The sequence below is a fragment of the Pseudomonas sp. BIOMIG1BAC genome (genome assembly GCF_001705995.2).
GTDB classification, from domain to species: Bacteria; Pseudomonadota; Gammaproteobacteria; order Pseudomonadales; family Pseudomonadaceae; genus Aquipseudomonas; species Aquipseudomonas sessilinigenes.
The window spans coordinates 6,847,407-6,868,765 of sequence record NZ_CP049045.1 but is presented as its reverse complement, the minus strand read 5'-3'; the positions used below and the strand labels follow the sequence as shown (position 1 = coordinate 6,868,765).

The following is a 21,359-nucleotide window of genomic DNA, read 5'->3' as shown; positions in this document are numbered from 1 at the left end:
TCAGAGACCGTTGATAAAGTTCTTTATGGCATCCCATGTCCATACGACAGTGTTTACGCCTTCAATTTTTGTCCTGTCATCGGAATAGGCCCAGATGCCCAGCACCTTTTTCCCCTCCTCACGTGCGCATGCAATCTCCCATTTCTGCCCGCTTGACGCCAAGGAGTTCTTGCTAATCAAGGCGATCACGCCATCCGATCGGCGAATTCGGGTACGGACTTTGTCTTTCCATTCCGACGCATCCAGCTTGGCCAGCAGGAGCAGGTCGTTGAGCAGGTTCTGCATGCGTCCGGCCTGCTGCTGCATCTGCTGCAGGGCGCGCAGCCAGCGCGGGTTCACATCCTCGACGTTGTCGAGGAGGGTCTCCAGGTAGCCGGCGATCACCGTCAGCGGCGTGCGCAGCTCGTGGGAGACGTTGGCCACGAAGTCCTTGCGCATCTGCTCCAGCTGGTGGACGCGGGTGACGTCGCGGACCAGCATCAGGTGCTCGCGGTTGCCGTAGAGGGTGATGTGGAATTGCAGGCGCAGGCGCTCGTTGATCGGCGAGGGGATTTCCAGCGGCTCGCGGTAATCCTCCTGGTCGAAGTATTCCTTGAAGCGCGGATGGCGGATCAGGTTGCTCACCGGCTGGCCGCCGTCCTGCGGGGTCTTCAGGCCGAGCAGGTTTTCCGCGACGAGATTCCACCATTCCAGGTTGCCGTCGCTGTCGAGCATGATCACCGCGTCACGCAGGGCCGCGGTGGACTCCTGGATCCGGTCGATCACCGCCTGCAGGCGGCCACGGGCGCGCTGGTTGCGGCGTTGCAGGTGGTAGATATTGTCGAAGACTTCGCCCCAGAGGCCGTAGCTGTCCGGCGGTGGCTCGTCTGGCTGGTGGTTGCGCAGCCACTGGTGCAGGCGCAGTAGCTGCCAGAGGGTCCAGCCGAGGTAGAGAGCCAGGCCGAGGGCCAGGGCCCAGCCGTAATGGCCGCTGACCACGCCGAGCACGAGGCTGGCGGCCAGCACGAGAAGCAGGTGGCGGATCAGCGCTCCACGCCAGTCTTGGTTCACGACGGATTGCATCCTGTCCAGTGGCGGTCCGTCACGGACCGTCCAGGGGAAACGACTCCGGCCGCCGGGCGGCCGGGCGCGGGGTCAGCTCTTGGTGGAGAAACGATAGCCGGTCCCGCGGACAGTCTGAACCAGATTTTCGTAGACCTCGCCGAGCGCCTTGCGCAGGCGGCGGATATGCACGTCGACGGTGCGCTCCTCGACATAGACGTTGCCGCCCCAGACCTGGTCGAGCAGTTGGCCGCGGGTATAGGCGCGTTCCTGGTGAGTCATGAAGAACTGCAGCAGGCGGTACTCGGTGGGGCCCATCTCGGCCGGCTTGCCGTCGATGGTCACGCGGTGGCTGATCGGGTCCAGCAGCAGGCCGCCGACCTCGATCGGCGCCTCGCTGTCGCCAGGCCCGGTGCGGCGCAGCACGGCCTTCAGGCGGGCGACCAGCTCGCGGGGCGAGAACGGCTTGGTGATGTAGTCGTCGGCACCGACCTCCAGGCCCTGGATCTTGTTGTCCTCCTCGCCCTTGGCGGTGAGCATGATGATCGGGATGTCGACGGTCAGTTCGTCACGCTTCAGGCGTCGCGCCAGTTCGATGCCGGAAGTGCCGGGGAGCATCCAGTCGAGCAGGATCAGGTCCGGCTTGCGGTCGACGATCACCGCGTGCGCCTGCTGGGTATTTTCCGCCTCCAGGCACTCGTAGCCGGCCATCTCCAGGGCCACGGCGATCATCTCGCGAATCGGTGCTTCGTCATCAACGATGAGGATTGTCTTGCCAACCATGGTCTTGCCTCGGGTCGATCTGTCTTGCGCCGCATTAGATAACGAAATTGTGTCAGGTATGTGACACAACGGCGTAGTTTCCGCCGACTGCCCGCGGCGGGGCTATGCTCAACAGGTTCCGGTGCCGTCCCTGCGGGCGGCGAACGCTCCACCTGAAGACACAGGAGAGAGACGCGATGAACAGAATCCACCTGGCGCTGGGTCTGGCGCTGGCCCTGCCGGCGTTCGCCGCGCTGGCCCAGGAAACGGTGGCGCCGGCCACCGAGAAGGACGGCGTGCTGGTCGATGGCAAGGGCATGACGCTCTATACCTACGACAAGGACAGCGAAGGGCAATCCGCCTGTTCCGGGCAGTGCGCGAAGAACTGGCCGCCGCTGGCAGCGGCCCAGGGAGCGCAGGCCAGCGGCGACTGGAGCCTGGTCGCTCGCGAGGACGGCACCCAGCAGTGGGCCTACTACGGCAAGCCCCTTTATACCTTCATCCAGGACAAGAAGCCTGGCGACAAGAACGGTGACGGCAAGATGGGCGCCTGGCACGTCGCCCAGCCGGACATGGACTAGACGGTCGCCGGCCTGCGCGCCGCTCAACGCAGCGCGTAGTCGGCGACCGTGCCGAGGAAGATCGCCAGGCCAGCCCAGTGGTTGTGCAGGAAGGCGCGGAAGCAGGCCTGCGGGTCGCGGTCGCGGGTCGACCAGGCTTCCCAGACGAAGCAGGCCGCCGCCACCGCCAGGCCGAGGTAGAAGCACAGGCCCAGTTCGAAGCGGCTGCCGGCCAGCGCCAGCAGGAGCAGGGTCAGGCCCTGCAGGCTGCCGATGATCAGGCGGTCGGCATCGCCGAAGAGGATCGCGGTGGACTTGATGCCGATCTTCAGGTCGTCCTCGCGGTCGGTCATCGCGTAGTAGGAGTCGTAGGCGACCGTCCACAGCACGTTGGCCAGGAACAGCAGCCAGGCGCTGGCCGGCAGTTCACCGCGCTCGGCGGTGAAGGCCATCAGGATGCCCCAGGAATAGGCGGCGCCCAGCACCACCTGCGGATAGTAGGTGTAGCGCTTCATGAAGGGGTAGAGCGAGGCCACGGCTACCGCGCCGAACGATAGCCAGACGGTCGTTGCGTTGGTCAGCAGGACCAGGCCGAAGCTCAGCGCGACCAGGACGGCGAAGGTGATCCAGGCCTCGCGCACGCTGATCTTGCCGGTGGCCAGCGGGCGCGCCTTGGTGCGTGCGACGTGGCCGTCGAAATTGCGGTCGGCGAAGTCGTTGATCACGCAGCCGGCGGCGCGCATCAGGATGACGCCGAGGACGAAGATCAGCAGGTTCTTCAGCTCCGGCACGCCGTCCGCGGCGATCCACAGCGACCAGAGGGTCGGCCAGAGCAGCAGGTAGATGCCGATCGGCCGGTCCAGCCGCACCAGTTGGACGAAGTCCCAGGCGCGGGGGTGCAGGCGGGCCAGCGGCTTGATCAGGGTGACGAACATGGGGACCTCCGGAGTCGACCGGGGGATTATACGTCGGCGATTCCCGCCTGGCCCCACAGGCTCGGTAGGAATACCTCCGCCACCAGCACCCCGAGCGCGCCGCGGGAAAACCGTGAGCGACGGCCCCAGAGACCCTCGGCGCGGACCTCGGCGGGCAGACCGGCCGCCGGATAGCGGCAGACTTCGATGGGCCCGCGCTCGAAGGCGCTGTCGCTGAACAGCAACTCGCCCAGCGAGCGGGTGCCGAGCAGCGCCAGGTCGAAGCCCGAGCCTTCCAGGGCGCTGCGAGCCGCCACGCTGCGGGCGAACACCCAGGGACGGTCGTGGCCATGCAGGTAGACCTCGCGGACCCAGCCGCTACTGCCGGGAGGGACGTCGAGCCCCTGGCATTCGTCGTCGCGCAGGGTCTGCCAGCCTTCCAGCAGGGGTTCGACGCGGAACGCGCCGTCGGCGAGGGCGGTCAGGCGCCGGGTCAGCGACCCTTCGTCGAACAGCCAGTCGAGGACGGCGGGGGAGACGCTGGACAGTTGGTCGGCGCGAAGCCAGAGCGCATTGCTGGGCATGACGGGACTACGAGACGGCGGCAGAAGGCGGCGAGGGTAGCACGTTCGGTCGGCGGCCGGTCTGCGACGCGGTGGCGCGTCACCCCCAGCCGTTCAGGCGCAGGGTGGCGCGGACCAGGCGCTGTTCTTCCTGCTCGATCTCCCGCAGGTTGTCGCGGATGCTGTGGATATGTTCGCGCGCCGCCCGTTGCGCCTGGTCCGGCTGGCGCTCGCGGAGGGCCGCGTAGAGGCGCGCGTGCTGGCGGTCGATCTGGCGTTTCTGTGGCGGCCGGTGATAGAGGTTGTTCACCGAGGCGAACACCGTGCTCAGCAGCAGTTCGTTGAGCGATTGCAGGGTATGCACCAGCACCGGATTGTGCGATGCCTCGCTGATCGCCCGGTGGAACGCGTGGTCGCGGCGGGCGTGCTCGCGGGGATCGATCGGCTGGGTTTCCTCGTGGCTGGCGAGCATCTCTTCGTAGCGCCGGGCGAGCAGGACGAAGTCTGCCTCGGTGCCGCGTAGCGCTGCCAGGCGGGCCGCCTCGCCCTCCAGCAGGGCGCGGACTTCGAGCAGGTCGTAGAGGGTGCGCGGCTGGGAGCCGAACAGGTGCATCAGCGGGCTGGCGTCGGCGTTGCGGTCGAGATCGGCGACGAACGACCCACGGCCATGCTCGGTATCGATGATGCCGCGCCCGCGCAGCGCCCGCAGGCCCTCGCGCAGGGCCGAGCGCGAGCAGCCGAGCTTGGCCACCAGGCGCCGCTCGGACGGCAGTGCCTGGCCGACCTTGAGCACGCCGTCGACGATCAGCCGCTCGATACGCTCGGCGACCTGGTCGGCCACCCGCTGTTTCTGCATGGAAGCTCCCGTTGCACTGGTAGGACCAGTTGGCTGTCGTTATTCACTATAGAAGCTCACGGGCTTTCTAGCATGCGCCTCATGTTCATGGGGCCTGGCGATACTGGTAGGACCAGTTCGACGCCTGCTGGACCCCGGCCGTCCGCGCGGTACAGGCTGTGGACGCTTGCTGATCCCGCCGACAACCACAACAAGGACAGCCGCCATGAACATCCTCTACGACGAGCGTCTGGACGGTCCGCTGCCGCAGGTGGACAAGGATGGCCTGCTGGCCGAGTTGCGCCTCCGCCTGCCCGACCTCGAACTGCTGCACGCGGCGGAAGACCTGCGTCCCTACGAGTGCGACGGACTCTCGGCGTATCGCTGTACGCCGTTGCTGGTGGCATTGCCGGAACGCATCGAACAGGTTCAGGGCCTGCTCGCGCTCTGCCATCGGCTGAAGGTACCGGTCGTGGCGCGCGGTGCCGGCACCGGCCTGTCCGGCGGCGCGCTGCCGCTGGAGAACGGCGTGCTGCTGGTGATGGCGCGTTTCCGGCGGATCCTCGAGATCGATCCGCTGGGTCGTTTCGCCCGGGTCCAGCCTGGCGTGCGCAACCTGGCGATCTCCCAGGCCGCTGCCCCTCATGGTCTGTACTACGCACCGGACCCGTCCTCGCAGATCGCCTGCTCCATCGGCGGCAATGTCGCGGAGAACGCCGGCGGCGTGCATTGCCTGAAGTACGGCCTGACCGTGCACAACCTGTTGCAGGTGGACATCGTGACCCTGGAAGGCGAGCGCCTGAGCCTGGGGTCCGGCGCCCTGGACAGCGCCGGCTTCGACCTGCTGGCGCTGTTCACCGGCTCCGAAGGGCTGCTCGGCGTGGTGGTGGAGGTCACCGTCAGGCTGTTGCCGCGCCCGCCGGTGGCGAAGGTCCTGCTGGCCAGCTTCGACGATGTGGAAAGCGCCGGGCGGGCGGTGGCCGACCTGATCGGTGCCGGCATCGTCCCGGCCGGGCTGGAAATGATGGACAACCTGTCGATCCGCGCCGCCGAGGATTTCATCCACGCCGGTTACCCGGTCGACGCGGCGGCGATCCTGCTCTGCGAACTGGACGGCGTGGAAGCCGACGTGCACGAGGATTGCGAGCGGGTTCGCGAGCTGTTCGAGGCGGCCGGCGCTACCTCGGTGCGACAGGCCCAAGACGAGGCCGAGCGCCAGCGCTTCTGGGCCGGGCGCAAGAATGCGTTTCCGGCGGTCGGGCGGATTTCCCCCGATTACTACTGCATGGACGGCAGCATCCCGCGCCGCGAGCTGCCGCGGGTGCTGCATGGCATCGCCGAGCTTTCGCGCGAATACGGCCTGCGGGTGGCCAACGTATTCCACGCCGGCGACGGCAACATGCACCCGCTGATCCTCTTCGACGCCAACCTGCCGGGCGAGCTGGAGCGCGCCGAAGCGCTGGGCGGCAGGATCCTCGAGTTGTGCGTGGCGGTAGGCGGCAGCATCACCGGCGAACATGGCGTCGGCCGCGAGAAGATCAACCAGATGTGCGCTCAGTTCAATGCCGACGAGCTGACCCTGTTCCACGCCGTGAAGGCGGCGTTCGACCCGGCCGGGCTGCTCAATCCCGGCAAGAACGTGCCCACCCTGCATCGCTGCGCCGAGTTCGGCGCCATGCACGTCCACCACGGTCGACTGCCGTTCCCCGAACTGGAGCGTTTCTGATGAGCCAGCCGTATTTCGATCCGGACGCTGGCGCCGACCATGCCGACGCGCTGCTCGAGCGGGTCCGCGACGCCCTGGCGCGGCGCGCGCCGCTGCGCATCGTCGGCGGCGATAGCAAGGCGTTCCTCGGCAGGCCGGTCGCGGGCGAACCGCTGGCGCTCGCCGAACACCGCGGGATCGTCGCCTACGATCCCTGCGAACTGGTGATCACCGCCCGTGCCGGTACGCCGCTGGACGAGCTACAGGCCGTGCTGGCGCGCGGCGGGCAGATGCTTGCCTGCGAGGCGCCGGGTTTCGGCGGCCGGGCGACGGTCGGCGGGGTGCTCGCCAGCGGCCTGTCCGGACCGCGCCGGCCCTGGGCGGGAGCGGTGCGCGATTTCGTCCTCGGCACGCGGCTGATCAGTGGCCTGGGCACCCACCTGCGCTTCGGCGGCGAGGTGATGAAGAACGTCGCCGGCTACGACCTGTCGCGGTTGCTGGCGGGCAGCTTCGGTTGCCTCGGGGTGGTCACCGAAGTGTCCTTCAAGGTGCTGCCCATGCCGCGCTGCCAGGCCGGCCTGAGCCTGGACCTGCCGGTGGCGATGGCGTTGCGCAAACTGGCCGAGTGGGGAGGCCAGCCATTGCCGATCAGTGCGGCCTGCCACGACGGCGAAGCCCTGCGCCTGCGCCTGGAGGGCGGCGAGGGCTCGGTACGCTCGGCACGCGACCGCCTCGGTGGCGAAGCGCTCGATGACGGCTTCTGGGCCGACCTGAGCGAGCAGCGCCTGCCGTTCTTCGACGACCCGCGACCGCTCTGGCGCCTATCGCTGCCGGCGCTGGCGCCGGAGACGCCGTTGCCCGGTCGTCAGTTGCTGGACTGGGGCGGGGCGCTGCGCTGGCTGAAGAGCGACGCGCCGGCCGCGGACATCCGCGCGTGGACCGCCGCCCATGGCGGCCACGCCACCTGCTACCGCGCCGGCCATCTCGATGCGCCGTTCCAGCCGCTACCGCCTGGACTGCTCGGCCTGCACCGGGCACTCAAACGCCAGCTCGACCCGCAGGGCATCTTCAATCCCGGGCGGATGTACGCCGAACTCTGAGGAGGCGCGATGCAAACCAACCTCTGCGATTCCGCCCGGCAACGCGCCGAGGCTGCCGAAGCCGAGCGCATCCTGCGCAGCTGCGTGCACTGCGGTTTCTGCAACGCCACCTGCCCGACCTACCAGGAGCTGGGCGACGAACTCGACGGCCCGCGCGGACGGATCTACCTGATCAAGCAGTTCCTCGAGCGCGACGAGGCCAGCGAGCGCACCCGCCTGCACCTCGATCGCTGCCTGAGCTGCCGCAACTGCGAAACCACCTGCCCGTCCGGAGTCGAGTACCACAAGCTGCTGGATATCGGCCGCGACCTCCTCGCCGAACGCCTGCCGCGCGGCTTCCGGCAACGCCTGCTGCGCGACGGGCTGCGCCTGCTGGCCCCGCGTCCGGGGTTGTTCGGCGCGCTGGCCGGCGCTGCCGGGCGGCTGAGGCCTCTGCTGCCTGAGGCGATGCAGGGCAAGCTGCCACGTCGGGTCGCGGCGCCGGGCAGGCGGCCGCAGCCCCGGCATGCGCGGCGCGTGCTGCTGCTCGAAGGTTGCGTGCAGCCGGCGCTGTCGCCGAACACCAACGCCGCCGCCGCGCGGGTTCTGGACCGCCTGGGAATCAGCGTGACGCCGGCGGCCGCGGCCGGCTGCTGCGGCGCGCTGGATTTCCACCTGGATGCGCAGGAGCGCGGCCGCCAGCGCGCGCGGTGCAATATCGACGCCTGGTGGCCGTTGCTGCGCGAGGGTGCCGAGGCCATCGTGCAGACCGCCAGCGGCTGCGACGCCTTCGTCAAGGACTACGCCTACCTGCTGCGCGACGACCCACGGTACGCGGACAAGGCGCGCGAGGTCGCCGCCGCTGCCCGCGACCTGGTGGAAGTGCTTCGCGACGAGCCGCTGGAGTCCCTCGGCCTGCGCTGCGACCAGCGCCTGGCGTTCCACTGCCCATGCACACTGCAGCACGCGCAACGACTGGGCGGGGCCGTGGAGGCGGTGCTGCGGCGACTGGGCTTCCATCTCACCGAGGTGGCCGACGGTCATCTCTGCTGCGGGTCCGCCGGCACCTACTCGCTGACCCAGCCGGCGCTGTCCCGGCGTCTGCGCGACAACCGCCTGGACGCCCTGGAAAGCGGCGCGCCGGATGTCATCGCCACGGCCAACGTCGGTTGCCAGGCCCATCTCGACGGGGCCGGACGGACCCCGGTACGCCACTGGATCGAGCTGCTCGACCAGGCCTTGCCCGGAGGAGAGTGAAACCATGCACAGCAAGCCGGTACTCGGCCGCGAGGAGGTCGCCCGCGTCCTTGGCGCGGCCCGCGAGGAGGCACAGCGCCAAGGCTGGGCGGTGAGCATCGCGGTGGTCGACGACGGCGGCCACCCGCTGGCGCTGGAGCGCCTCGACGGCTGCGCGCCGATCGGTGCCTACATCGCGACGGAAAAGGCCCGCAGCGCCGCTCTCGGGCGCCGGGAAACGAAGCGCTACGAGGATATGATCAACGGCGGACGCAGTGCCTTCCTCTCGGTGCCGCTGCTGCAGGCCACCCTGGAGGGCGGCGTGCCGATCCTGGTGGACGGACAGGTGGTCGGCGCGGTCGGGGTTTCCGGCGTACGCGCCGAAGAGGACGCCCAGGTGGCGCGGATCGGAGCCGAGGGGCTGTGAGGCGACCGGTGGGCACCACCCATCTTTGGTTGGCCCGTTCGGCACCACCTTGCCTTTCGGGCAGGTTGGCGGACAGGGTGGATTTGTTATAGGATGCCGGCGCTGAACCGTGGTAACCCGCCCGAGGTAAACAATGAAGAAGTGGCAATGCGTGGTGTGTGGACTGATCTATGACGAGGCCAAAGGCTGGCCGGAAGAAGGCATCGAGGCGGGAACGCGCTGGGAAGACGTGCCTGAAGACTGGCTGTGCCCCGACTGCGGCGTCGGCAAGCTGGACTTCGAGATGATCGAAATCGGCTGAGCCCCGCTCGCCGGCGAAGAAGGCGGCCCTGGCCGCCTTTTTTCATGCTTGGCCAGCGGCCGTCCAGGGGTTATCCTTGGGGCTTGGGTCCGGTCATTGACTGTCCTGCCGGGAACGCCCGGCAGCCTTGCCGTTGGCCGGCCACCGACGCTGAGCTAGGTTCGACGAACGAGGAGGGTGGCTATGCGCAAGTGGCAATGCGTGGTCTGCGGCTTCATCTACGACGAAGCCCTGGGCCTGCCCGAAGAAGGCATTCCGGCGGGAACCCGTTGGGAGGACATCCCAGCGGACTGGGTCTGCCCGGACTGCGGTGTCGGCAAGATCGATTTCGAGATGATCGAGATCGCCTGAGCGAAATCCACAGAAGCGGCGCCCGGCGCCGGCAATCACAGAGGAACGGAAATGAGCGAGCGTGCGCCCCTGGTAATCATCGGAACCGGCCTGGCGGGCTACAACCTGGCCCGCGAGTGGCGCAAGCTGGACGGCGAGACGCCGCTGCTGATGATCACCGCCGACGACGGCCGTTCCTATTCCAAGCCGATGCTCTCCACCGGCTTCTCGAAGAACAAGGACGCCGACGGCCTGGCCATGGCCGAACCGGGCGCCATGGCCGAGCAACTGAACGCGCGCATCCTGACCCATACCCGGGTCACCGGTATCGATCCGGGCCATCAGCGGATCTGGATCGGCGAGGAAGAGGTGCGTTATCGCGACCTGGTCCTGGCCTGGGGCGCGGAGCCGATCCGGGTGCCGGTCGAGGGCGATGCCCAGGACGCGCTCTACCCGATCAACGACCTGGAAGACTACGCGCGCTTCCGCCAGGCGGCTGCCGGCAAGCGCCGGGTACTGCTGCTCGGTGCGGGGCTGATCGGTTGCGAATTCGCCAACGACCTCTCCAGCGGCGGCTACCAGCTCGACGTGGTGGCGCCTTGCGAGCAGGTCATGCCGGGCCTGCTCCATCCGGCCGCGGCAAAGGCCGTGCAGGCCGGCCTGGAAGGCCTCGGCGTGCGCTTCCACCTGGGGCCGGTGCTGGCCAGCCTGAAGAAGGCCGGCGAGGGGCTGGAAGCGCATCTTTCGGATGGCGAGGTGATTCCCTGCGACCTGGTGGTCTCCGCTGTCGGCCTGCGTCCGCGCACCGAACTGGCCTTCGCCGCCGGGCTGGCGGTCAACCGCGGGATCGTCGTCGACCGCTCGCTGCGCACCTCCCACGCCAACATCTACGCGCTGGGCGACTGCGCCGAAGTGGACGGCCTCAACCTGCTCTATGTGATGCCGCTGATGGCTTGCGCGCGCGCGCTGGCGCAGACCCTCGCCGGCAACCCCAGCCAGGTGGCCTACGGTCCCATGCCGGTGACGGTGAAGACCCCGGCCTGCCCGCTGGTGGTGTCGCCGCCGCCGCGTGGAATGGATGGCCAATGGCTAGTGGAAGGCTCTGGAACGGACCTCAAGGTCCTGTGCCGGGATACCGCTGGTCGAGTGATCGGTTACGCCCTGACCGGAGCGGCGGTGAACGAAAAATTGGCCCTGAACAAAGAGTTACCCGGCCTCATGGCTTGAATGCCATTGGTTCCGGCCGTTATGCCGTCGAGACTTGCGGCAAAATTGTCGGACGATACTGGCGCAGTCCTCGGGAGCATGCCATCCTCCATCGCGTCTACCGCAGTCTAGAGCCTATGGTTCCGGTGGACTGCGGTGCCTTTGAGCGCTGCTGGGAAGACAGCACGGACACAAAAACAACAAACCGTCAAAGAGGCAACTATGCGTAAACCAGAACTAGCCGCCGCTATCGCCGAAAAGGCCGATCTCACCAAGGAACAGGCCAATCGCGTTCTCAACGCCCTGTTGGATGAAATCACCGGCGCGCTGAACCGCAAGGACAGCGTGACCCTGGTCGGTTTCGGCACCTTCCTGCAACGCCATCGCGGAGCCCGCACGGGGAAGAACCCGCAGACCGGCCAGCCGGTGAAGATCAAGGCCAGCAACACCGTCGCCTTCAAGCCGGGCAAGGCCCTGCGCGACGCGGTCAACTGACCGCCGAGAGCCCGGAGTCAGAGCGGCTCCGGGCTTCGTCGAAGACGCTTCCGCGCTCATCGAAAGGACAGCTGTAGTCCTCCTCGCGAACAGCTACAATGCGCCGCTCATCTCCCCGGATATCGAGGCGCGTGCATGAAATTTCGTCTTCTCCTGTGGATGCTTGGTCGCCTGATGGCCAAGGCCAGCCGCGACAATCCCGCTTTCCAGAAGCAGCTCGAGGGCAAGGACCTGGTGTTCCAGTTGCATACCCTCGATGGCAAGGTGGCGCGCCACTACCTGGTCAGGGACCTGCGCGTCAGCAGCAAGCGCGGTACCCATCCGCAACCGGCATTTTCCCTGGGGTTCAAGGACGGAGCCTACGGTTTCGCCGCGATGACTTCGAAGAACCCGCAGTTGGCCTTCATGCAGGGCATCCAGAACAAGGACATCCAGATACAGGGCAATCCGGCGCTGGTGATCTGGTTCCAGGGTCTGGTGAAGTACCTCAAGCCGAAGAAGAAGGCGCCGGAGAAGAAAGCCGCCTGAGGGCGGCTTTCGATCTCATCCGGGCTGCGGCCGCAGCCTTTCGGTAGTGCGTTTCGCAGCGGACTACCCGGTCACCCCGGCAAGCGATTGAACTGGGCCGCCAGTTCGCGCAGGGCCGCTTCCGCTTCCAGCACCTTTTTCACGGCGTCCCCGGCCTTCTCCGGGCTGATCCCCAGGCGCTCGTACAATGCCGCCGGAATCGCTTGCTGCGGGCCATCGCCGATGCCGCTGTTGCGCAGCAACCGGTTGGTCAGGCAGATCAGGTTGGCGTAGACCGCGTTCGGCCCGGTGTAGCTGGGGTCCTGCTGGAAGCGCAGGGCGCAATAGAGGTCGTCAGGCATGTCCCAGACGCGCATCAGCCAGGCGCCGATCTGCTCGCGGGTGATCCCCAGCAGGTGCTGTTCGATATAGGCATGGCCGAGGTGCGGGTTGACCTCCAGGTGCCGGCAGATCAGCGAGAAATGCGGCGGGAAGACATGCGCCAGGACCAGGTAGCCGAAATTGTGCAGCAGGCCGCCCAGGTAGCTCAGGCCGGACTCCGGGCGCAGTTCGCGCGGCATGGCGCGGGTCAGGCCCTCGATCACCGCGGCGGTGTAGATCGCCTGCTGCCAGTAGGGCGTGGCCTGCTGCGGCTGGTCCTTGGGCAGGCTCAGGCTCTTGCCCAGGGCGAGGCCGAGGGCCAGGTTGATCACCAGGTCGAAACCGAGGACGCGGACGATCGCGTCTTCCACCGAGCGGATCTTGCCCGGCGCGGCGTAGTAGGGCGAGGCCGCCCAACTGACCACCTGGGCGGCGAGCGCCGGATCGGTTTCCACCAGGCCGGTGATGTCGTCGACGCTGGCGTTGGGGTCGACCCGCAGCTTGATGATCTTCTGCGCCGTCTGCGGCAGCGGTGGAATCTCGATGGTCTGCTCCAGGCGCTGCTGGATGCGCCGGGCGGTGAAGGCCTGCACGGCCTGGCTGATTTCCGCGCGGTCGTCGTCCGGGCGGTCAAGGTTCAGGTTGATGTTTTCCAGCGGTTCGCCGAAGCGCGCGGCGCTGGCTTTGCCCAGCAGGCCGCGGAAGTCGTTGCTGGCGATCTCCAGGAGGATGCCGGGCTGGCCTGACTCGATCAGCAGGCGCGGTTCCTGCAACAGGCGCTCGTCGTACAGGCAGGGCGAACTGGTCAGGGGCGGCAACGCCGGCAGGCGGTGCAGCTCGTGCTTGCCGAGCATTCGTTCCAGGCGCTCGGGCTCGATCGCCAGCAGCTTGCGGCCGGTCAGCTCGGTGAGCCGGGCGAGGTCCAGCAACTGGCTCTGCGGGAACAGCACCAGCAGGGTGCCGACGGCGTCGTCCAGCAGCACCGCCTGGACCCGGCGGGCGGCAGGCAGCTCCGCGCTGTCGCTGACCTCGCGGCAGGCGATGCCTAGCTTGGCGAGCAGCTGGAGGATGACCTGGGGGGCGTGCGGAGCATCGGCGGAGGCCAGGGCGGCTTCTGTCATGACGAGACCATGCGAGCTGGATTTTCCCTCAGTATAACCAGAGCTGCTTCAAGACTGAGACCTACGCCGGTCAGCGAGAGCGAAATAGATCACACTTGACCGTATTGCTGGCCGTGGCGCAACCACCGTTCGAGCAGCGGGCTGACATGCTGCGGCCAGTGCGCCAGGAGGGATTGGGCGGCATCGCGGACCGCCGGCAGCAGGTCTGCGTCGCGCATCAGGTCGGCGACCTTGAATTGCAGCAGGCCGGTCTGGCGGGTGCCGAGCATTTCGCCGGGGCCGCGCAATTCCAGGTCCTTCTCGGCGATGACGAAGCCGTCGCTGGTCTCGCGCATGATGCCCAGCCGCTCGCGGCCGATCTGCGACAGCGGCGGGTGGTAGAGAAGCACGCAGTGGCTGGCGGCGCTGCCCCGGCCAACCCGGCCGCGTAGCTGGTGCAGTTGGGCCAGGCCAAGGCGCTCGGGGTTCTCGATGATCATCAGGCTGGCGTTGGGCACGTCGACGCCGACCTCGATCACCGTGGTCGCCACCAGCAGTTGCAACATGCCTTCCTTGAAGGCCTCCATCACCACGGCCTTGTCCGCCGGCTTCATGCGCCCGTGGATCAGGCCGACACGCAGTTCGCCCAGCGCCGAGGAAAGCTCTTCGTAGGTGGTCTCGGCGGCCTGGCAGGTAAGCTCCTCGGACTCTTCGATCAGGGTACACACCCAGTAGGCCTGGCGCCCTTCGCGGCAAGCCGCGCGGACTCGCTCGATCACCTCGATACGGCGGCTGTCGGCCACCAGCACGGTATTCACCGGGGTACGCCCGGGCGGCAGCTCGTCGAGGATCGAGGTGTCGAGGTCGGCATAGGCGCTCATCGCCAGGGTCCGCGGGATCGGCGTGGCGGTCATGATTAACTGGTGCGGGCAGAGCCTGCCGTCCACGCCCTTCTGGCGCAGGGCCAGGCGCTGCTGCACGCCGAAGCGGTGCTGTTCGTCGATGATCGCCAGTGCAAGGCGCTTGAATTTCACTTCATCCTGGAACAGCGCGTGGGTGCCGACCACCATCGGCGCGCCGTCGCCGATGCGGTCCAGCGCCGCCGCGCGGGCCTTGCCCTTGAGCTTGCCGGCCAGCCAGGCGACTTCGATGTCCAGCGGCTGGAGCCACTTGCTGAAGTTGAGGAAATGCTGCTCGGCGAGGATCTCGGTCGGCGCCATCAGCGCCACCTGGTAGCCGGCTTCTATGGCTTGCAGGGCGGCGAGGGCGGCGACCACGGTCTTGCCGGCACCGACGTCGCCTTGCACCAGGCGCAGCATCGGCTCGTCCTGGGCCAGGTCGTAGGCGATCTCCGCGCCGACCCGGCGTTGCGCGCCGGTCGGCTGGAAGCCGAGGTTGGCAAGGAAGCGTTTCGGCAAGCGGCTGGCCGCCGGCAAGCGCGGCGCTGCCTGCGAACGCACGGCTTCGCGCAGGCGCTGCAGGGATAACTGGTGGGTCAGCAGTTCTTCGAAGGCCAGGCGCAACTGCGCCCAGTGCCGGCCTTCGGCCAGTTCCTCGATGTCGGCATCCGGCGGCGGCCGGTGCAGGTAGCGGATCGCCTGGTCGAGCGGGCCAAGTTGGTAATCGCGGGCCAGTTCCGCGGGCAGCCAGTCGGGCAGGCTGCTGGGGCCGAGCATGGCCAGGGCCTGTTGGCTCAACTGGCGCAGGCGCTGCTGGGTGAGTCCTTCGGTAGTCGGGTAGATCGGCGTCAGGGTCTGCTCCACCGGAATCGGCTCGTCGCCGTTCAGCGCGCGGTATTCCGGATGGTAGATCTCCAGGCCCGAGGCGCCCGGCCGGACTTCGCCGTAGCAGCGCAGGTGGGTGCCGCGCTTGAGACCGTCCTTCTGCGCCTGGCTGAAATGGTAGAAGCGCAGGCTCAGGGTGCCGCTGCCGTCCTGCAGGCGCACCAGCAGGCTGCGGCGGCGCCCCATCACCACGTCGGCGCCGGCCACCACGCCCTCGACCACCGCGTCGGCCCCTGGCCGCAGGGCGCCGATGGCGGTGACGCGGGTACGATCCTGGTAGCGCAGGGGCAGGTGGAACAGGATGTCCTGCAGGGTTTCCAGGCCTACCCGAGCGAGCTTCTCCGCCAGTGCGGCGCCTACGCCCTTCAGCGCGATGACCGGGACCCTGGACAGCTCGGTCATGCGATTTGCGGTTGTTCCTGGGTTTGCGGACGGGCCACCGAGCACAGGCGGATCGAGTCGGCCAGCACTTCGATGGCGCGTGGACGCGGGAAGCTGGCGCGCCAGGCGATGGCAACGGTACGGAACGGCACTGGCGCGCTGAACGGGCGCACTTCGATGACGCCCGGCGCGTAGTGGTGGCTGTCCACCGCGGAGAACGGCAGCACCGAGACGCCCAGTCCGGAGGCGACCATGTGGCGGATGGTCTCCAGCGACGAGGACTCCACCGTGGTGTGCTTGTTCTCGTCGCCCTTGCGCACGGTCGGGCAGGCTTCCAGCACCTGGTCGCGGAAGCAGTGGCCTTCGCCGAGCAGGAGCAGGCTCTTGTCGTTGAGCAGCTCGGAATCGATGCTGGCCTTGGCGGTCCAGGGGTGGTCGGCCGGCATCAGCACATAGAAAGGCTCGTCGAACAGCGGCTTGGTCAGGACGTCGGCTTCCTGGAACGGCAGGGCGATGATGATCGCGTCGAGTTCGCCGGTGCGCAGCTTGTCGCGGAGGATATGGGTGAAGTTCTCCTCGATGTACAGCGGCATCTGCGGCGCGACCCGGTGCAACTGGGGAATCAGGTGCGGGAACAGGTACGGTCCGATGGTGTAGATGGCGCCGACCTTCAGCGGTGCGGCCAGCTGGTTCTTGCCGGCCTGGGCCAGCTCGCGGATGCCCTGGGCCTGTTCGAGGACCTTCTGTGCCTGGGCGACGATGCCTTCGCCCACTGGCGTCAGGCGCACGGCGCTCTTGCTGCGCTCGAAGATCAGCACCCCCAGCTCGTCCTCGAGCTTCTTGGGGAGCCGAGAGAATTCGGAAAAAATCGTACGCTAAGGCTTTCCGAGCTGTCGTAACGGCCTGAATTTCCCTTCCTCCAGCTTGCGGCTCTGCCGCCAGACGTAATCGCCGGTCAGGTTAATGTGCTCCCAGCCCAGCGGCGACAGATATTGATACATATCGGTATTCACCGGCTTTCCGGCGTCAGTCAGCCCTTGGGTTGCCCGCTCCAGGTAGACGGTGTTCCACAGCACGATAGCGGCGGTCACCAAGTTCAGTCCGCTGGCCCTATAGCGCTGCTGTTCGAAGCTGCGATCCCTGATTTCACCAAGGCGGTTGAAGAACACCGCCCTGGCCAGGGCATTGCGCGCCTCGCCCTTGTTCAATCCAGCGTGCACGCGACGACGCAACTCGACACTTTGCAGCCAGTCGAGGATAAACAGCGTGCGCTCGATCCGGCCCAGCTCCCGCAGGGCCACGGCCAGGCCGTTCTGACGTGGATAGCTGCCCAGCTTGCGCAGCATCAACGAGGCAGTGACGGTGCCCTGTTTGATCGACGCGGCCAGACGCAGAATCTCGTCCCAGTGAGCGCGGACGTGCTTAATGTTCAGCGTGCCGCCGATCATTGGGCGCAGCGTCGGGTAGTCCTGTACGCTCTGCGGGACATACAGTTTGGTTTCGCCCAGGTCGCGGATGCGCGGGGCAAAACGAAAGCCCAGCAGATGCATCAGGGCGAAGACATGATCGGTGAAGCCAGCCGTGTCGGTGTAGTGCTCCTCGATCCGCAGATCCGACTCGTGATACAGCAGACCATCGAGCACATAGGTCGAATCCCGCACTCCGACATTCACCACTCGGGTACTGAACGGCGCGTACTGATCGGAGATATGGGTATAGAACAGCCGCCCTGGTTCGTTGCCGTATTTCGGGTTGACGTGCCCGGTGCTTTCGCCTCGACCGCCTGCACGGAAGCGCTGGCCATCGGAGGATGAGGTGGTGCCGTCTCCCCAGTTGGCCGCAAAGGTGTGGTTGAACTGATTGTTGACCAATTCAGCCAGAGCCGCCGAGTAGGTTTCGTCACGGATGTGCCAGGCTTGCAGCCAAGACAGCTTGGCGTAGGTCATACCCGGACTCGACTCGGCCATTTTCGTCAGCCCAATGTTGATGGCGTCACCAAGGATTGCTGACAGTAACAGCGTTCGATCCTTGGCCTGAGCACCATCCTTCAGGTGGGTAAAGTGACGGGTGAATCCTGTCCACTCATCCACGTCCATCAGCAGCTCGGTAATCTTGATGCGCGGTAGTAGCTGACTGGTCTTGTCGATCAGCGCCTGGGCGGTGACCGGTACTGCCGCATCCAGCGGCGTGATCTTCAGTCCGGACTCTGTGAGGATCGCGTCGGGGAGTTCATTGTCCTTGGCCAGCTTGGCGACGGTCGCCAGTTGCTGCTCTAGCAGCTGCAAGCGCTCCTCTAGGTACTGGTCGCTGTTGGGATTGGTCGCCAATGGCAGCGCCTGTTCCTTCTTGAGCGCGGCAAACTTCGCGGGCGGCAGCAGGTAATCTTCAAAGTCACGAAACTGCCGTGAGCCCTTGACCCAAATGTCGCCGGAACGCAGCGCGTTTTTCAGTTCAGACAAGGCGCAGATTTCGTAAAAACGCCGGTCAATGCCTTCCGGCGTGATCACCAGCGGTTTCCAGCGCGGCTTGATGAACGCAGTTGGTGCGTCCGATGGCACCTTGCGCAGGTTGTCTGCGTTCATCTCGCGCAGCTGCTGGATGGCATCCAGCACACGTTGAGCTGCCGGTGCGGCCCGGAGTTGAAGCACCTCCAGAAAGGCTGGAGTGTAGCGGCGCAGAGTATTGAAGTTTTCGCTGACCAGGTGCAAATGGTCGAAGGTTTCGGGACGGGCCAGTAGCTCGGCGTCGGTCACACTCTGGGCGAATTCGTCCCAGGGGATGACCGCCTCGATGGCGGCGAACGGATCGCCACCGGTAGTTTTGGCCTCCAGCAAGGCCTGACCTATCTTCGAGTACAAGCGAACCTTGTCGTTGATCGCCTTGCCCTGTTTCTGAAATTGCTGCTGATGCTTGTTCTTGGCGCTGCTGAACAGCTTGACTAGGATGCGGTCGTGTAGATCCACCAGTTCATCGGTCACTGTCGCGGTGCTTTCCAGCACCACGGCAACCAAGGTGGCGTAGCGCCGTTCGTTCTCGAACTTGCCAAGATCCTGCGGCGTCATCTGCCCACCTTCGCGGGCAAGCTTGAGCAAGCGGTTCTGGTGGATATGCCGGTCGAGCCCTTCGGGCAGGGCCACCAGTTGAAAAATCTTCAGCCGCTCGATGTGCTCCATCATGTGCCGCGAATTCGGTTTCAACGGTGACTGCCGTAGCCAGGTCAACCAGGTACTATTGCTGCCTGTCTTGATGGTCAGCAGTTCGTCGAGTTTGTTGCGATGCTGCTGGCTTAGCGGCTCGATCAAAGCACGGTAGATCCTCCGGTTCGCTCGCGCCACTGCTTCGGAGCAGGCCCGGTCGATCACCGTCAGGGTCGGCAAAATCCGCCGTTGCTGACGCAGACTCTCCAGAGCCTGCCCAGCCAGTAACAAACCTTTGTCGGTCTGCTGGGCAAGGTTGGTCAGCTCACGTACCAGGGCGCGAAAGTCTGACAGCCCGAACGGCAACAAGCCCAGGTAGGTTCGCAACTCCTGGGCATGTTCACGGCGGGTGACATCGCGCTCACCGTACTTCGCCCAGCTTTCGGGCGCAGCCTGAACCTGTCGTGCCACCCACTCAATGACCGGATCTGGCAGCACGCTGTCGCTGGACAGCGCGTAACCGGGGTAGCGCAGCAGGCAGAGTTGCACGGCAAAGCCGAGACGATTGGCATCACCCCGTCGCTGACGGATCAGCGACAGGTCGGACTCGTTGAAGGTGTAATAGCGGATCAGATCGTCCTGGCTTTCCGGCAGCGCAAGCAAAGTCTCGCGCTCAGAAGCCGAGAGTATCGAGCGACGGGGCATGTATCAGTCATCCGTGCGTAGGTACTGGTAAAGGGTTTCCCTACTTATACCGAACTCACGGGCTAGCTGGGCCTTTGGTTCACCGACAGCGGCCCGTTGCCGGACTGCGACAGTCTGTTCGTCGGACAGGGCTTTTTTACGAGCCCGGTAACCGCCGCGTTGCTTGGCCTGGGCGATTCGCTCGCGAATGAGCGCTCGCTCGAACTCGGCGAAGGCTCCCATGACCGACAGCATCAGGTTGGCCATCGGCGAATCACCTCCCGTGAATACCAGCCCTTCCTTCTAAAACTCGATACGCACGCCGCGCTTGGTCATTTTTTTGCACCAGGCGGCGCAGGTCATCCAGGTTGCGGGCCAAGTGATCCATGCTGTGTACCACGACCGTATCACCTTCACGGACGAAGCCAAGCATGGCCTCCGGTTACGGACGCTGGGTATCCTTGGCAGAGGCCTTGTCGGTGAACAGTTTGTTCACCTCGTTTTGTTTCAGCTGACATTTCGGGTTCTGTTCGTAGCTGTTGACCCGGACATAGCCGATACGTTGCCCCTGCAAGGGGCCTCCCTAGGCTATGTAGATGAACTTACAGCAGCACCTACCACGCTGCTGACCAATCCGCGCATTGGCGAACGACTAGAAGAGTTCGAACCAAGGGATGTACGCCGAATTCAGATCGGCCAATACGAGATGCGTTACGAGATAGTGGATTCCACTATCTACCTGCTGCGCCTGTGGCACACCCGCGAAGACCGATAGGTTTTGGCTGGGCCAGGAACGGAACACATCAAACTGGCGAGCCTATGACTGATCGGAAAACCTTAGCGTACGATTTTTTCCGAATTCTGTAGGCTCCCCACTAAGGCCGATTTGTGTTCAAGAATATAGTCTCAAGACTATAAAACCTGTTGGCGGAGTGACTATGAAAAAGCGTAAGGAACCGTCCAGCGCCCCGGAAACGCCATATCTGGCAGCCCGGCGCGAGTGGAACGAACGATATGGCAGCTATGTGAAGGCCGCTAGCCGCGATTATGCGTCGCTGTGCCTCGGCGCGGGGTTGGTCGGCATTGGCGCCGCCTATCGCTGGAGCGCGGTTGAGGCGATGATCGCATGGTCTGCTCCGATAGACAGTCTGGGCCGCGTAACTGGCTTCTATCAAACGCTTGTCGCCGCCGCCTATGCCATCGGCCCGTTCTTGGTGCCTTTGTTCGCGCTGACGCTCGATAGCGCGGGCTATGTCGCGATTGGGCTTGCGGTCGCATCATGGCTGCCGGTGCTGATAGGCGGAACGGCTGAAAAGGTGCAATTTGCCACAAATGATACGCCCGGCGGCAACGCGTCGTGGCACGTCTTTCTTCCGCTCGCAGCGCTAGGCTTTATCGGCGGTGTTTTTGAGGTCGGGTTGAATGTACTGGCCCCGATTCAAGCTGAACGGCTTGGCGCTATCGCCACTGATAGCGCAATCATCCTTACCGGCGTCATCGCCGTGGCCAGCTTGGTGATGCAATATCCGGTCGGGCGATTGGCCGACCGCTTTGGCATCGGGCCGATGATGCAGATATTGTGCGCTACCTTGTTACTGTCGCTGCTGGCAGCGCCGTTGGGATCGGGCATTGATGCGATGATCTGGCTTGCCGCCATTATCTGGGGCGGCGCGGGCGGCGCGATTTATACGCTGACGATGATCCATGTAGGCCGCTCGTTTCGCGGGCAGTCGCTGGCGGTATCGATCGTCATCGCGGCCTATACCGTCGGCGGGGCGATCGCGCCTGCGCTGGGTGGCCTTGGCCTTGGCTTGTCGACTCAATGGGGGTTAGCATGGGCGCTGGGGCCGCTGCTGTTGCTGGCATGGCCTTTGGCGCGCCTGCGCCCGAATTTGCCGCGTGGCGATCACGGCGGCACCCAATGACGCCGG

Annotated in this window: 20 protein-coding genes and 3 pseudogenes; 12 read left to right on the top strand and 11 right to left on the bottom strand. The window is 65.8% G+C overall.

Features of this window, described 5'->3' with window-relative positions; translation table 11 throughout:
- The 3 genes and pseudogenes from ATY02_RS36770 to phoB all read right to left on the bottom strand — a co-directional run bounded on the left by ATY02_RS36770 (position 1) and on the right by phoB (position 1,824).
- Positions 1-189 (bottom strand): hypothetical protein, encoded by a 189-nt coding sequence (locus ATY02_RS36770; RefSeq protein WP_416220700.1) that lies wholly within the window; start codon positions 187-189, stop codon positions 1-3.
- Between the two features lie 39 nt (positions 190-228).
- Positions 229-1,062 (bottom strand): annotated as a pseudogene (locus tag ATY02_RS31975) (phosphate regulon sensor protein PhoR); the annotation flags it as partial.
- 72 nt (positions 1,063-1,134) lie between these two features.
- Entirely contained in the window at positions 1,135-1,824 is a 690-nt protein-coding gene (phoB, locus tag ATY02_RS31970) for a phosphate regulon transcriptional regulator PhoB (RefSeq protein ID WP_003096653.1), read from the bottom strand.
- 176 nt (positions 1,825-2,000) lie between these two features.
- On the opposite strand from phoB, the gene ATY02_RS31965 reads away from it, so the two are divergent.
- Positions 2,001-2,384 carry a hypothetical protein gene (locus ATY02_RS31965; RefSeq protein ID WP_003096652.1) on the top strand — a complete coding sequence of 128 codons (384 nt, stop codon included), beginning with the start codon at positions 2,001-2,003 and terminating at the stop codon, positions 2,382-2,384.
- A 23-nt stretch (positions 2,385-2,407) separates the two neighbouring features.
- Here ATY02_RS31965 and ubiA read toward each other — a convergent pair whose 3' ends face one another.
- The 3 genes from ubiA to glcC all read right to left on the bottom strand — a co-directional run bounded on the left by ubiA (position 2,408) and on the right by glcC (position 4,696).
- On the bottom strand, positions 2,408-3,298 hold the full coding sequence (ubiA, locus tag ATY02_RS31960; RefSeq protein WP_009314540.1) for a 4-hydroxybenzoate octaprenyltransferase: 891 nt from the start codon (positions 3,296-3,298) through the stop codon (positions 2,408-2,410).
- 26 nt (positions 3,299-3,324) lie between these two features.
- Positions 3,325-3,861, bottom strand: coding sequence for a chorismate lyase (locus tag ATY02_RS31955; protein ID WP_031693228.1), 537 nt, complete (start codon positions 3,859-3,861; stop codon positions 3,325-3,327).
- Positions 3,862-3,940: 79 nt separating this feature from the next.
- Positions 3,941-4,696 carry a transcriptional regulator GlcC gene (glcC, locus tag ATY02_RS31950; protein WP_003096643.1) on the bottom strand — a complete coding sequence of 252 codons (756 nt, stop codon included), beginning with the start codon at positions 4,694-4,696 and terminating at the stop codon, positions 3,941-3,943.
- A gap of 205 nt (positions 4,697-4,901) precedes the next feature.
- Here glcC and glcD point away from each other — a divergent pair, with 205 nt between their 5' ends.
- From glcD to ATY02_RS31905, 9 genes are all read left to right on the top strand, one after another.
- Complete coding sequence (gene glcD / locus ATY02_RS31945; RefSeq protein ID WP_068579123.1) at positions 4,902-6,401, top strand: glycolate oxidase subunit GlcD; 1,500 nt, start codon at positions 4,902-4,904, stop codon at positions 6,399-6,401.
- Positions 6,401-7,480, top strand: a complete 1,080-nt coding sequence (gene glcE / locus ATY02_RS31940; RefSeq protein ID WP_031693227.1) for a glycolate oxidase subunit GlcE — start codon at positions 6,401-6,403, stop codon at positions 7,478-7,480. Before glcD ends, glcE begins: the two co-directional genes overlap by 1 nt.
- 9 nt (positions 7,481-7,489) lie before the next feature.
- Positions 7,490-8,716 (top strand): glycolate oxidase subunit GlcF, encoded by a 1,227-nt coding sequence (glcF, locus tag ATY02_RS31935; protein WP_068579125.1) that lies wholly within the window; start codon positions 7,490-7,492, stop codon positions 8,714-8,716.
- A gap of 4 nt (positions 8,717-8,720) precedes the next feature.
- Positions 8,721-9,122, top strand: coding sequence for a heme-binding protein (locus ATY02_RS31930; protein WP_003096637.1), 402 nt, complete (start codon positions 8,721-8,723; stop codon positions 9,120-9,122).
- A 133-nt stretch (positions 9,123-9,255) separates the two neighbouring features.
- Positions 9,256-9,423: a rubredoxin gene (locus tag ATY02_RS31925; RefSeq protein WP_003098330.1), complete on the top strand. Its 168-nt coding sequence runs from the start codon at positions 9,256-9,258 to the stop codon at positions 9,421-9,423.
- A 183-nt stretch (positions 9,424-9,606) separates the two neighbouring features.
- Complete coding sequence (locus tag ATY02_RS31920; RefSeq protein WP_003098329.1) at positions 9,607-9,774, top strand: rubredoxin; 168 nt, start codon at positions 9,607-9,609, stop codon at positions 9,772-9,774.
- A 51-nt stretch (positions 9,775-9,825) separates the two neighbouring features.
- Positions 9,826-10,980 (top strand): rubredoxin-NAD(+) reductase AlkT, encoded by a 1,155-nt coding sequence (gene alkT, locus ATY02_RS31915; protein ID WP_003114369.1) that lies wholly within the window; start codon positions 9,826-9,828, stop codon positions 10,978-10,980.
- Between the two features lie 201 nt (positions 10,981-11,181).
- The gene (locus ATY02_RS31910) at positions 11,182-11,454 is read left to right on the top strand and encodes an HU family DNA-binding protein (RefSeq protein ID WP_003096630.1); all 273 of its coding nucleotides are present in this window, start codon (positions 11,182-11,184) and stop codon (positions 11,452-11,454) included.
- A 135-nt stretch (positions 11,455-11,589) separates the two neighbouring features.
- Entirely contained in the window at positions 11,590-11,982 is a 393-nt protein-coding gene (locus ATY02_RS31905) for a hypothetical protein (RefSeq protein ID WP_003096629.1), read from the top strand.
- A 71-nt stretch (positions 11,983-12,053) separates the two neighbouring features.
- Here the strand turns inward: ATY02_RS31905 and ATY02_RS31900 are convergent, their stop codons facing one another.
- From ATY02_RS31900 to ATY02_RS31880, 5 genes and pseudogenes are all read right to left on the bottom strand, one after another.
- Entirely contained in the window at positions 12,054-13,463 is a 1,410-nt protein-coding gene (locus ATY02_RS31900) for an aminoacyl-tRNA deacylase and HDOD domain-containing protein (protein ID WP_031693225.1), read from the bottom strand.
- Positions 13,464-13,552: 89 nt separating this feature from the next.
- Positions 13,553-15,628, bottom strand: a complete 2,076-nt coding sequence (gene recG / locus ATY02_RS31895; RefSeq protein WP_068579127.1) for an ATP-dependent DNA helicase RecG — start codon at positions 15,626-15,628, stop codon at positions 13,553-13,555.
- Positions 15,625-16,449 (bottom strand): annotated as a pseudogene (oxyR, locus tag ATY02_RS31890) (oxidative stress transcriptional regulator OxyR); the annotation flags it as partial. The gene recG and the pseudogene oxyR, both read right to left, overlap by 4 nt.
- A gap of 33 nt (positions 16,450-16,482) precedes the next feature.
- The gene (locus ATY02_RS31885; RefSeq protein WP_065990646.1) at positions 16,483-19,449 is read right to left on the bottom strand and encodes a Tn3 family transposase; all 2,967 of its coding nucleotides are present in this window, start codon (positions 19,447-19,449) and stop codon (positions 16,483-16,485) included.
- Between the two features lie 3 nt (positions 19,450-19,452).
- Positions 19,453-20,002 (bottom strand): annotated as a pseudogene (locus ATY02_RS31880) (recombinase family protein).
- Between ATY02_RS31880 and ATY02_RS31875 the strand changes: the two are divergent.
- Together ATY02_RS31875 and ATY02_RS31870 are read left to right on the top strand one after the other, a co-directional pair.
- Positions 19,979-20,203 (top strand): type II toxin-antitoxin system RelE/ParE family toxin, encoded by a 225-nt coding sequence (locus ATY02_RS31875; RefSeq protein WP_228022317.1) that lies wholly within the window; start codon positions 19,979-19,981, stop codon positions 20,201-20,203. The pseudogene ATY02_RS31880 and the gene ATY02_RS31875 sit on opposite strands and share 24 nt — an antisense overlap.
- A 163-nt stretch (positions 20,204-20,366) precedes the next feature.
- Complete coding sequence (locus tag ATY02_RS31870; RefSeq protein WP_068587008.1) at positions 20,367-21,353, top strand: MFS transporter; 987 nt, start codon at positions 20,367-20,369, stop codon at positions 21,351-21,353.
- The last annotated feature ends 6 nt before the right edge of the window (positions 21,354-21,359 follow it).

Bases quoted from the DNA above. Each gene is read 5' to 3' on its own strand.
- ATY02_RS31955 (WP_031693228.1), bottom strand. From the start codon at position 3,861: ATGCCCAGCAATGCGCTCTGGCTTCGCGCCGACCAACTGTCCAGCGTC.
- recG (WP_068579127.1), bottom strand. From the start codon at position 15,628: ATGACCGAGCTGTCCAGGGTCCCGGTCATCGCGCTGAAGGGCGTAGGC.
- glcC (WP_003096643.1), bottom strand. From the start codon at position 4,696: ATGCAGAAACAGCGGGTGGCCGACCAGGTCGCCGAGCGTATCGAGCGG.
- glcF (WP_068579125.1), top strand. From the start codon at position 7,490: ATGCAAACCAACCTCTGCGATTCCGCCCGGCAACGCGCCGAGGCTGCC.
- ATY02_RS31870 (WP_068587008.1), top strand. From the start codon at position 20,367: ATGAAAAAGCGTAAGGAACCGTCCAGCGCCCCGGAAACGCCATATCTG.
- ATY02_RS31920 (WP_003098329.1), top strand. From the start codon at position 9,607: ATGCGCAAGTGGCAATGCGTGGTCTGCGGCTTCATCTACGACGAAGCC.
- ATY02_RS31910 (WP_003096630.1), top strand. From the start codon at position 11,182: ATGCGTAAACCAGAACTAGCCGCCGCTATCGCCGAAAAGGCCGATCTC.
- glcE (WP_031693227.1), top strand. From the start codon at position 6,401: ATGAGCCAGCCGTATTTCGATCCGGACGCTGGCGCCGACCATGCCGAC.
- alkT (WP_003114369.1), top strand. From the start codon at position 9,826: ATGAGCGAGCGTGCGCCCCTGGTAATCATCGGAACCGGCCTGGCGGGC.
- ATY02_RS31965 (WP_003096652.1), top strand. From the start codon at position 2,001: ATGAACAGAATCCACCTGGCGCTGGGTCTGGCGCTGGCCCTGCCGGCG.
- ubiA (WP_009314540.1), bottom strand. From the start codon at position 3,298: ATGTTCGTCACCCTGATCAAGCCGCTGGCCCGCCTGCACCCCCGCGCC.
- ATY02_RS31900 (WP_031693225.1), bottom strand. From the start codon at position 13,463: ATGACAGAAGCCGCCCTGGCCTCCGCCGATGCTCCGCACGCCCCCCAG.
- ATY02_RS31925 (WP_003098330.1), top strand. From the start codon at position 9,256: ATGAAGAAGTGGCAATGCGTGGTGTGTGGACTGATCTATGACGAGGCC.
- glcD (WP_068579123.1), top strand. From the start codon at position 4,902: ATGAACATCCTCTACGACGAGCGTCTGGACGGTCCGCTGCCGCAGGTG.
- ATY02_RS31905 (WP_003096629.1), top strand. From the start codon at position 11,590: ATGAAATTTCGTCTTCTCCTGTGGATGCTTGGTCGCCTGATGGCCAAG.
- phoB (WP_003096653.1), bottom strand. From the start codon at position 1,824: ATGGTTGGCAAGACAATCCTCATCGTTGATGACGAAGCACCGATTCGC.
- ATY02_RS31885 (WP_065990646.1), bottom strand. From the start codon at position 19,449: ATGCCCCGTCGCTCGATACTCTCGGCTTCTGAGCGCGAGACTTTGCTT.
- ATY02_RS31930 (WP_003096637.1), top strand. From the start codon at position 8,721: ATGCACAGCAAGCCGGTACTCGGCCGCGAGGAGGTCGCCCGCGTCCTT.